Source organism: Actinoplanes sp. NPDC051537 (assembly GCF_055586105.1).
In genome coordinates this window covers 99,348-109,527 of record NZ_JBVJIU010000028.1, presented here as the reverse complement: position 1 = coordinate 109,527, position 10,180 = coordinate 99,348, and the positions used below count along the sequence as shown (strand labels likewise).

Genomic DNA, 10,180 nt, shown 5'->3' with positions numbered 1-10,180 from the left:
CCGGGCAGACGAGAGCACGGTTAGCATACCCCGGCCAGTTCCCCCTCCCCCCCCCCCCCCCGCCCCCCCCCCCCTCCCCCCCCCCCCCCCCCCCCCCCCCCTTCCCCCCCCCCCCCCCCTCCCCCCCCCCCCCCCCTCCGCCCCCCCCCCCCCCCCCCCCCCCGCGCCGCGCGGGGTTTCCCGCGACAGCTCGACCTGGCGGCCCGGCGGCCAGGTCGTCCAAGAGGTGATCCGCGCCTACCGGCAGCGGTAACCCGCCGGGCCGGGGCGGTCACGTCACGCGGGTGCCCGCCCCGGCCCGGTCGGACGCGCCGCGGCGTCCCGGCCGGTCGCGCCGTACCGGCCCGGCGTCGTCCCGTACGCGGCCCGGAACGCCTCGATGAACGCGCTCGGGCTGCGGTAGCCGCAATCCGCCGCCACGCGCGTCACCGGCAGCCCGGTGGCCAGCAGCTTCAGCGCGTGGTGCAGCCGCAGCTGGCCGCGCCACTGCGGGAACGTGATGCCCGTCTGCTCGCGGAACAGCCTCGACAACGTGCGCTCGGCCGCCCCCACGACGCGGCCCAGCTCGCCGAGCGAACGCTGGTCGGCCGGATCGCCGGAAAGCAGGTCACAGAGCGCGACCAGGCGGGGATCGGTCGGGGCCGGGAGACACAACGACAGGGCTTCCACCGTACGGAGTTGGTGAAGCGCAACCTGCTCGAGGTGATGGCGATGGTCCCCGCCGAGATCGGGCGACTCGGTGAGCGTGCGAATCACCTCGCGCAGCAGCGGACCGACCGTCAGCACCGTCGGCACGTCGACGGCCAGCGGGTTGACCGGCACGTCGAAGATCAGCGACCGCAGCTCCGACGGCCCGTGCGCCTCGTGCGCGTGGGCGACGCCGGCCGGGATCCAGACCGCCCGGTTCGGCGGCACCACCCAGGTCCCGCGGCTGGTGGAGACCTGAAGTACACCGCGGATCGGGTACGCGAGCTGGTGCACCGCGTGGTCGTGCCACTCGATGCGCTGACGGTGCGCGAGCGGCCGGATCGTGGGCCCGTCCAGCGGCAGGCGGTCTACCGGCATAACTCGGCAGATTATCGGAAGTCCGCCGCGGATCGCCACGTCAGGCTGACCACATGACCAAGAGGATGTGGCTGTGGGGCACGGCGCACGCCGTCGACGATCTGTATCAGGGGCTCGTTCCCGCCACGCTGCCGTACTTCGTGCTCGACCACCGGTACAGCTACGTGGCCGCCTCCGGCCTCACGCTCGCGGCTGCGCTCGGCAGCTCGGTGCCGCAGCCGTTCGTCGGCATCCTGGTCGACCGCCGCCGCCTCGGCTGGATGGCCGCGGCCGGCGTCGCCCTGGCCGGCGCCGGCCTGGGCCTCTCCGGCCCCGCCGGCGGCCTCGGCTACCCCGCCGTGTGGGCGCTGATCCTGCTCTCCGGCCTGGGCGTCGCCATGTTCCACCCCGCGGCCGGCAAGGCGGCCCGCGAGACGGCCGGCGACAGCGCCTCGGCGATGAGCATCTTCGCGGCCGGCGGCAGCGTCGGCTTCTTCCTGGCGCCCGTCCTGGCCACGCCCGCCCTGGTCGCCTTCGGCGTGCCCGCCACCGCGCTGTTCCTGCCACCCGCCCTGGTGATAGCCGCGATCCTCCTGCGCCGCCACCGGCGCACCCTCACCACGGCCCCCGCACGCCGCCGCGAGGGCCCCGACCAGTGGCGCCCGTTCCTGGCCCTGACCGGCATCGAGGTGGTGCGCTCGGCGGCGTTCTTCGGCGTCAACACGTTCATCGAGCTCTACTGGATCCGCCACCTTCATGCCGGCCGAGGCACGGCCGGGGCAGCGCTGGCGGTCTTCCTGGTCGGCGGCGTCCTCGGCACCCTGGCCGGCGGCCGCCTGGCCGACCGCACAGGCATGGTCCGAACCATCCAGCTGGGCGCCGTCGCCGCCGTACCCCTGATGGTCGCCTTGCGGTTGTCTTCCGGCCCGTTCCTGCCGCTACTCTGCGCGGCCCTGGTCGGGGTCGCCCTGAACATCCCGTTCGCCGTGCTGGTAAAGCTGGGCCAGGACTATCTGCCGTCCCGCCCCGGCACCGCCGCCGGCGTAACCCTGGGCCTGGGCGTCAGCATCGGCGGCTTGTTCGCCCCCGTCCTGGGCGTGGTGGCCCAGCAGCACGGCCCGCAGGGCGTGTTCACCGTGCTGTGCGCGGTGCCGCTGGCCGCTTGGGGGTTGGGCTTGCTGCTGACCGATCCCGCCGAGTCCCCATTGCCGTCCGAGGCCGCGGTCAGCCGGACGGCCTCCTGAGCGGCGGGGCCAGGAGTTGGGGGTCGCCGGCCGGCCCGAGCTCTTCGACGCTCCCGCGGAAGGCGTGGGGTGCTGATCGGCCGCCCTGCCCCGCCGCGCGGGAAGCGCACGACCGCAAAGTGCCGCACCCTCCGCAAGAAGACGCGGCTCAGGCCATCGCATCCCGTGCCATCGCCGCCCGTGCCATCGCCGCCCGTGCCATCGGCGCCGTGCCATCGGCGCCGTGCCATCGGCGCCGTGCCATCGGCGCCGTGCAATCGGCGCCGTGCAATCGCTGCCTTTGCCATCGCCCGCCCTGCGATCGCCGCCGTGCGATCAGCGTCCGCGCCATCGCCGCCCACTGCCCAGAGAGCGCAACGGGCCGCGTCGAGTCGGGCCTCGTTGACCCGGGCCCCAGCCGACCCGAACCTCGCTGATCACGGGCGCCCCACGAGGCCCCAGTCCCACCCACCCCGCGCCATGCCGGTCACCGCGGTAAGCAATGAAGAGTTCGTGCGCGTGGGAGGCACAAACTCATCATTGCCTACTGGCCGAGCGCGAACCAAACGTACAAACGTCCCAAATCACCACCGCGACGGCAGAACCGAAGGCAAGCCGTCATTGCCCGTGCCAAAGCAGCCCAGCCCGACCGCCCGAGAACCGCGAGCGAGATCGCCGCAGTCATGCCTCACTGGTCACGGCGTCGTCATGAGCCCGTAAGCCCGCCCGCAGGCCCGCAAAAGCCCCGCCCGCCCGCAAGGTCATCCGCCCAGGAGCCAGTCCACGAGCCCGCCCTCCCAAGGGGGAAGCCCCCGCAGGACATTGTCCCGGAGAAAGCACAGCCCCGCACAACCCATCCCGCCGCGCTGTGGACAACCCGCCACTGTGGAAATCGCGACGCACCCCGCCAATTCTGCTAAGCAACCCCTTCCGACAGAGACATGTGCATCCGAATGGTCGTCCCCGCCGGCCCCGTCCTCATCCGCACCAGGTCGCACAACTGATTGACCATCAACAGCCCCCGCCCGCTAGGGCTGCTGGGCGGCGGCGGCACCCGCCCCGCGAGCGGATCAGCGATGTGCCCGCCATCGTCGACTTGGCACGCCAGCACGTCCCCTTCGGTCCACACCGTCACCACCCCCGGCCCTCCCGCGTGCTTGATGGTGTTCGCCGCCAGCTCGTGGACCGCCAGCACCAGCTCGCTCGCCCGCTCCCCCGGCAGCAACGCTCGCGCATACAGCCGCACAAACGTCCGCACCCCCGGCAGGTCCGGCAGGCGCGAATACCGGATGACCGCCGCGTCCGGCGGGGGCGGTGGCAGCGGGCGGTTGACCGTCCCCGCCGTGCGCACCGGGTCGTCGTAGTCGCCGCTGCGGACCCGCTCCCCGGCGTCGATCATCACGGGGTGCGTCCGCCAGGCGTCGGCTATCGCCTCGTCGTCCAGGCGGGCCGCGTCGTACGGGCACAGGAACGACGCCCGCCGGCCCTCGAACGCGGTGTTGATCAGGGCCTCGTGTTCGGCGCACGCGCAGCGCTCGACCGGCGTGCGGCCGGGCCAGACCGGCTCGCCGACGACGGTCACGCGGGTGCCGGGGTGCGCGTCGGCGAACGGCAGCAGCACCTGCGGCAGCAGCCGGGCCGGGTTGCGGCCGGTGGCGGTGATGTCGGCGTACTCGACGCGGTCGTCGCCGTCGAGGGCGTCGCGCACCAGGCCCAGGTTGTCGGCGGGGAGGGCGACCAGCACCGGGTCGCCGGCCGCCATCGCGGTGCGGACGAACGGGACCGTCGTGGCCAGCAGCTCGTCGGCGTCGTGGTAGAGCAGGCCCGGATGGTCGAAAACGGTCATCGGGCGACCACCGTCAGGCCGGCCACGCCGTCCGCGCCGTGGAAGTCGAGCAGGCGGCGCAGGCGTGGGGAGCAACCGGCCAGCCGGAGGCGGCCGCGCGTGCCGGCGTCGACCAGGATGCGGGCCGCGGCCATGTCGGCGAAGGTCAGCCCGGCGACGTCGACCGTGGCGCAGTCGCCCTCGTCGAAGAGGTGCGCGATCACGGCCCGCAACGCGTCGCGGTTGGACAGGTCGACCTCACCGGAGAGCTTCAACCCGTACGGCTGCCGCGTCCTTTTCGCCCTGAGCGACGAGTCGGGCTCGTAGGGAATCGAGGTGGTGGCGGCCCCGAAGTGCGCCCAGCTGAGGCGGCGCAACTGCAGAGGATCGAAACGGCGGCGGTCGTACGCGCAGACGCCGGCCACATAGCCTTCGGTGAACACGGTGTTGACCTGCGCCTCGTACCACGCGAGCCGGTCGGCGCCGGGCACCCGCCGGCTGGCCCAGGTCATGTCGCCGATCACCCGGATGCCCGGACAGCCCTGGCCGCGCGCCCGGTCGACCTCGCCCCGCCAGGCCTCGAGGGTCGCGACCGGGTCGAAGACGCCGCCCGACAGATAGCTCGCCTCGGCCGTGTACGCCCCGAGCAGTCCCTCGTCGATCGCCGCGCGGGTGCCGACGCCGTGCCGTTCCAGGCCCGCGAGCACCAGCTCGGGGTCGTCGCCGCAGTAGAGGACGCGATGCCGGGCGCGGAGGCCGGCGCGTACGAAGCCCGCGATCGCCGCCATCCGGGCGGTGTCGTCGTCGACGGTCCAGCAGACGTGGTCGCCCAGGGCGACCTGGTCCAGGAGCGGTAACCCGCCCACGTCAGATCCCTTCATGGCAGGGGTGGCGGGGGTGCGGATACACGGTACCCATGACCCTGTGCGACGGCGCTACCCCGCGAGGGTGACATCCTTGCTCAGGAACACGCGATCGCGGCCCGACTTTTTGGCCGCGTAGAGCGCCGCGTCGGCCCGGCCCACCAGCTCGTCGGCGGTCTCCCGGCCGTCCCATTCGGCGAGCCCGGCCGAGAAGGTCTGCCCGCGCGGGGTGGCCTGCCGCAGCCGGGACACGATGGCGAGCGCCTCCTCGGCGGCCTGGCCGGCGATCACCACGCCGAACTCCTCGCCGCCGTAGCGCGCCAGCACGTCGGGGTCCCGCAGCTGCGCGCGCCACGCCGCGGCGGCCTCCTTCAACAGCAGGTCGCCGGCCTGATGCCCGTACGCATCGTTGAATCGCTTGAAGAAATCAAGATCAAGAAGACCGACCACGAGGGGTACGCCGGAACGCCGCGCCCGCGTCAGCTCGCGCGCGAGGGCCTCGTCCCAGGACCGCCGGTTCGGCACGCCGGTGAGCCCGTCGAGGTGCGCGAGCGAGGCGAGCTGCCGGGCCTGCCGGTGCACGCGGTCCAGCAGCAGCTTCATCCGGGCCACCACCAGCAGGAACAGGATCGCGCTGCCGACCGCGACGGCCCGCCAGTCGATCGCCGCCGGGTTGTGCAGGCCCTGGATCGCGAGCACGGCCGGCGCCAGCAGCGAGGCGCCGGCGAGGACGGTGAGCCGCGGCGTGGAGAGGGTGCCGGCGTCGGGCCGCGGTCCGGGCTCGTCCGGGCGCAGCGCCGAGGGGTGCAGGACGGCCGCCGTGGTGAGCAGGTAGGTGAGGATCCAGCCGCCGTCGAGCCAGGTGACGTCGATGCTGCCGAGGTCGGCGGCGCTGTAGAGGACGTCGGCCGGCAGCCGGGTCGCCTGGGCGAGAACGATCAGCACGTACGCCGGGGACAGCCGCCGCGTTCCCGGGGACATCACGAGCCGGGCCGTCGTGGCGATCAGCAGCACGTCGAGCACCGGATAGGCCAGCGACACCAGCTGGTCGCCGAGCCCCGCGTGGTCGGCGGCGGCGAGCGGCCGGATCACGAAGACCCAGACCGGCAGCGCCAGCGCCGTGGAGAGGATCGCGGCGTCGAGCAGCCCGATCCGGTCGCGTCCCCGGGTGCGGCCGCGGATCAGGATCACGAGCCCGGCCAGGGTCAGCGGGTAGGAGCCGAGATAGACGACATCGGCGATGCTCGGGTACGCGTCGACGTGCTCGACATTGAGCAGGTAGTCGTAGATCGCGTCGCCCGCCACCGACAGCACGTTGCCGGCCAGCAGCAGGTGCCACCGGAGGGCGTTCGGCGGCCGCACCCGGATGATCGCCACGAGCATGACGAGGCACGCGATGGCGCCGACGCCCTCGAAGCAGAGGCCGGCGGCCAGCGAGCCCTCGCGCAGCAACGGGTAGCCGACCGCCGCGGGGGCGCTCAGCCCGAGCCACCAGAGCCAAGCGCGGCGGGACATGCCGGGAAGATCGGCTCCCCGGCGCCCCAGTTTCGATTTCCCCCGGCCCGACTTTTACGTGCTCGCGACCCACGTCGGGTGGGTGGCGGCGAACTGGGCGACCGAGTCGTCCTTGGCCGCCTGCAGCAGTTGCATGCTGTCGCTGTTGAGGATCTCGACCTCGCCGATGCCCGCGATCGACCTCGGGTTGAACTTGCCCTCGTTGGTCTTGATCGTGATCAGGTCGTCGGGGCGGATGCTCTTCATCGAGAACACCCAGTCCTCGAGCGAGATGCCGCCGGTGTCGACCGTCATGGTCGCGCCGATCGCCTTGATCAGCCCGGGCAGCTTGGTCGGCGACGACAGGCCGTCCTTCACCGCCTGGTTCACGATCGCCTTGAAGAACTGCTGCTGGTGGCGCTGCCGGCCGTAGTCGAAGTCCTTGTTGGCGAGCAGGTCGCGCTGGCGGACGAAGTCGAGCGCCTCGGCCGGCGTGAAGCAGTGGTTGCCCTTGGCGTAGAACTTCGCCGTCACCCCGGGGATCTTGCGCTTGAGCGTGCCGTCCTTGTTGATCACGTACGGCGCCGCGGGCTTGCCGGTCTTGTCGTTGGTGCCGACATGGATCGAGGTGGTGTCCTCGTCCACGTACATGCAGACCTTGCCCAGCACGTTCACCACGTTCTTGAAGCCCTCGAAGTCGATGATCGCGCCGGCGTCGGGCGTGATGCCGGTCAGCTCCTTGATCGTCAGCGAGAGCAGCTCGAACCCGTGCGACAGCGCGGCGGAGCCGGTCAGGCCCCGGCTGCCGAAGAAGAAGGCGGCGTTGATCTTGTTTTTCCCGCCCTCGTACTTCTGCTTCCCGTTGTCGTACGCCGGGATCGGCACGTAGCTGTCGCGGGGCAGCGAGATCATGTAGCCGGCCTGGTGATCGGCCTCGACGTGCAACAGGATGATCGAGTCGGAGCGGGTGCCCGCCGTGGGCAGCGCGTCCTTCCGTGCGTCGATGCCGACCAGCAGGATGTTCTTGGCGCCGGTGATCGTCACGTGCTTGGTCGCGTCACCGGCCGAGCCGATCAGGCTCTGCTGGGCGACCGACCGGGTCGCCGCGCCGACCGTCGCCTGGATGGCCACCACCGACCCGCCGCCGACGATCGTCAGCAACGCGCCGAGGGTGATGCACCAGCGCGCCCACATCGGGCTGCGCCGGCGGCGCCGGGCTGCGGCGTTTCTCTTCAAGATCGGCTCCTATTCGCGACGTCGTCCACATATAAGACGGATGTCGCGGCCTATGAGATTGCTCCGGGGACGTGAGAAATCCCGGAGTTTTCGCTGTCAAGATCCTGAGACCGGGGGCATTCGTCCGTTCGCAGCGCGGTGTTAACCCCCCGTCCGCCTCCCGCACCTACTGTGCGGCAGGCCCGCAATCCCCTCGCGTTAGCAGGTCACCCCATGTCCACAAGGCCGGACGTCAGCGTCGTGATCCCGACGCGCAACCGCCCGGAGCTGGCCGCCCGGGCCGTCCGCAGCGTGCTCGCCCAGACGCACGCCGCGCTCGAGGTGATCGTGGTCGTCGACGGCCCCGACGGGGTGTCGGCCGGCGCGCTGGCCGCCATCGGCGACGAGCGCCTGCGCGTGATCGAGCTGCCCGAGCAGGGCGGCGCGCCGAACGCCCGCAACGCCGGGGCGGCCGAGGCCCGGGGTCGCTGGACCGCCCTGCTCGACGACGACGACGAGTGGCTGCCGGAGAAGATCGAGGCCCAGCTGCGACTGGCGGCCACCGCCACCCGCCCGTCCCCGGTCGTCGCCACCCGCATGATCAGCCGCACCCCGCGCGCCGACACGGTGATGCCGCGCCGGCTCCCGGCCCCCGGCGAGCCCCTCAGCGAGTACTTCACCCTCCGGCGCGGCCTCTTCTACGGCGACGGCTTCATCCAGACCTCGACGATCATGGCGCCCACCGCCTTGCTCCGCCGGGTCCCGTTCACCGTCGGCCTGCGCCGCCAGCAGGAACTCGACTGGGCGCTCCGGGCGGTGCGCGAGAAGGACGTCGAGCTCCTGTACGCCGACGACGCGCTCGTGCTGTGGCACCAGGACGAGGATCGGGAGCGGATCAGCCTGGCGAACCCGTGGGAGGAGCAGCTCGCCTGGCTGCGCGGCAGTCGCGACCTGTTCACCCGGCGGGCGTACGCTGCGTTCACGATGAGTGTGCTGAGCTCGATGGCCGCACCCACCCGCAGCGGCAAGGTCTTCCGCGAGCTGCTGTCCGAGGCCCGCACCCACGGCCGGCCCGGCGTCATCGACTACGTGACGTTCCTCCAGATCTGGACGCTGCCGCCCACCGTGCGAGCCCGCCTCCGCGACCTGATCGTCGGCCGCCGCACCGCCGGGGCCCCGCCCACCGAGGCCGCCACCACCGACGGCACCGCCCCCACCGGCACCGCCATCAACGGCACCGCCCCCACCGGCACGGCCGCCACCCACGGCACCACCACCCGCTCCGCCGCCACCCACGGCGCCGCCGTCACCAATGGCACCGCCGCCACCACCGGCACCTCGGCGGCCACGTCATCGATCCGCGCCACCTCGCCAGACATTTCCGATAAATCAGCCGATGTCCACTGAGCCGCTCGTGGCCGTGTGGCGTAGCGCCATGCTCGGCGGCTCCGAGACCTTCGTGCGCAACCAGGGCGACGCGCTGAGCCGGTGGCGGCCGGTCTACGTCGGGGCGACCAAGGTCGAATCGGCCGTCTCCCGCGACAGCGATCTCATCGCGTACCCGAACCGGACCGACCGCAACGCCTTCCTCCGCCTGCGCCTGACCGGCAGCTCGCCGCGCCTGCGGCGGCTTCTCGCAGACGTCGCGCCCCGGCTCGTGCACGCCCACTTCGGCGGCGACGGCTGGCTGGTCAGCGGCGAGGCGAAACGCCTGGGCATCCCCCTGATCGTCACCGCGCACGGCCACGACGTGACCCGCCAGCCGGCCAGCGCCGGCGCGCACGGCGTCCGCTACCGCCGCAACCTGCGCACGGTCTTCGAGCGGGCCGCCGTCGTCATCGCCGTCTCCGAGGTGATCCGGTCCAAGGCGATCGGCTGGGGCGCCGACCCGGACAAGGTGCGGGTGCACTACATGGGCGTCCCGATCCCCGCCGACGTGCCCGCCCGCCCGAAGCAGTGGGACGTCGCCTTCGTCGGCCGCTTCGTCGAGAAGAAGGGCGCCGACGACCTGCTGGCCGCCCTCGCCACGCTGCCGTCCCGCCCCCGCGCCGTCTTCATCGGCGCCGGGCCGTTGCTCGCCGGCATGCGGGCGTACGCGCGAGAGCTCGGCGTGGACGCGACCTTCCCCGGCCAGCAGACCCCGGCGGAGGTACGCGAGATCCTGCTGGCCACCCGCGTTTTCGCCGCGCCGTCGCGGACCGCCAAGGACGGCGACACCGAGGGCCTGCCCACCACCGTCATGGAGGCCGCCGCGCTGGGCCTGCCGGTCGCCGGCACCCACCACAGCGGCATCCCCGAGGCGGTGACCGACGGCGAGACCGGCCTGCTCTCCCCCGAGGGCGACCGGCCGGCCTTGGCCGCCGGCCTGTCCCGCCTCCTGGCCGACGAGGATCTGCGCGACCGCCTGGGCCGTCGGGGCCGCGCCCTGATGCTGGCCAGGTTCGACGTCGTCACCCAGACCGCCCGGCTCGAGCAGATCTACGACGAGGTCGTCGCCGCGCACCCGGCCCGCTGAT

At 72.8% G+C, this 10,180-nt stretch carries 8 protein-coding genes; 3 read left to right on the top strand and 5 right to left on the bottom strand.

What is annotated here, in order from left to right; all coding sequences use genetic code 11:
• Positions 1-276: 276 nt before the first annotated feature.
• Positions 277-1,065 (bottom strand): AraC family transcriptional regulator, encoded by a 789-nt coding sequence (locus ACZ6TB_RS45235; RefSeq protein WP_465566888.1) that lies wholly within the window; start codon positions 1,063-1,065, stop codon positions 277-279.
• A 53-nt stretch (positions 1,066-1,118) separates the two neighbouring features.
• On the opposite strand from ACZ6TB_RS45235, the gene ACZ6TB_RS45230 reads away from it, so the two are divergent.
• Entirely contained in the window at positions 1,119-2,288 is a 1,170-nt protein-coding gene (locus tag ACZ6TB_RS45230) for an MFS transporter (protein WP_465566885.1), read from the top strand.
• 895 nt (positions 2,289-3,183) lie between these two features.
• Here ACZ6TB_RS45230 and ACZ6TB_RS45225 read toward each other — a convergent pair.
• From ACZ6TB_RS45225 to ACZ6TB_RS45210, 4 genes are all read right to left on the bottom strand, one after another.
• The gene (locus ACZ6TB_RS45225; protein ID WP_465566883.1) at positions 3,184-4,113 is read right to left on the bottom strand and encodes an anti-sigma factor RsbA family regulatory protein; all 930 of its coding nucleotides are present in this window, start codon (positions 4,111-4,113) and stop codon (positions 3,184-3,186) included.
• Complete coding sequence (locus ACZ6TB_RS45220) at positions 4,110-4,958, bottom strand: MEDS domain-containing protein (protein ID WP_465566880.1); 849 nt, start codon at positions 4,956-4,958, stop codon at positions 4,110-4,112. The genes ACZ6TB_RS45225 and ACZ6TB_RS45220 overlap by 4 nt, the downstream gene beginning before the upstream one ends.
• A gap of 69 nt (positions 4,959-5,027) precedes the next feature.
• Entirely contained in the window at positions 5,028-6,470 is a 1,443-nt protein-coding gene (locus ACZ6TB_RS45215; protein WP_465566877.1) for a GGDEF domain-containing protein, read from the bottom strand.
• Positions 6,471-6,524: 54 nt separating this feature from the next.
• Complete coding sequence (locus ACZ6TB_RS45210; protein WP_465566874.1) at positions 6,525-7,685, bottom strand: LCP family protein; 1,161 nt, start codon at positions 7,683-7,685, stop codon at positions 6,525-6,527.
• Between the two features lie 213 nt (positions 7,686-7,898).
• Here ACZ6TB_RS45210 and ACZ6TB_RS45205 point away from each other — a divergent pair, with 213 nt between their 5' ends.
• Together ACZ6TB_RS45205 and ACZ6TB_RS45200 are read left to right on the top strand one after the other, a co-directional pair.
• Positions 7,899-9,071: a glycosyltransferase family 2 protein gene (locus ACZ6TB_RS45205; RefSeq protein WP_465566871.1), complete on the top strand. Its 1,173-nt coding sequence runs from the start codon at positions 7,899-7,901 to the stop codon at positions 9,069-9,071.
• Positions 9,061-10,179, top strand: coding sequence for a glycosyltransferase (locus ACZ6TB_RS45200; protein ID WP_465566869.1), 1,119 nt, complete (start codon positions 9,061-9,063; stop codon positions 10,177-10,179). Before ACZ6TB_RS45205 ends, ACZ6TB_RS45200 begins: the two co-directional genes overlap by 11 nt.
• Position 10,180: the final 1 nt, after the last annotated feature.

Excerpts from the sequence above, each read along its gene's own strand:
- ACZ6TB_RS45215 (WP_465566877.1), bottom strand. The coding sequence starts at position 6,470 with ATGTCCCGCCGCGCTTGGCTCTGGTGGCTCGGGCTGAGCGCCCCCGCG.
- ACZ6TB_RS45230 (WP_465566885.1), top strand. The coding sequence starts at position 1,119 with ATGACCAAGAGGATGTGGCTGTGGGGCACGGCGCACGCCGTCGACGAT.
- ACZ6TB_RS45235 (WP_465566888.1), bottom strand. The coding sequence starts at position 1,065 with ATGCCGGTAGACCGCCTGCCGCTGGACGGGCCCACGATCCGGCCGCTC.
- ACZ6TB_RS45205 (WP_465566871.1), top strand. The coding sequence starts at position 7,899 with ATGTCCACAAGGCCGGACGTCAGCGTCGTGATCCCGACGCGCAACCGC.
- ACZ6TB_RS45200 (WP_465566869.1), top strand. The coding sequence starts at position 9,061 with ATGTCCACTGAGCCGCTCGTGGCCGTGTGGCGTAGCGCCATGCTCGGC.
- ACZ6TB_RS45225 (WP_465566883.1), bottom strand. The coding sequence starts at position 4,113 with ATGACCGTTTTCGACCATCCGGGCCTGCTCTACCACGACGCCGACGAG.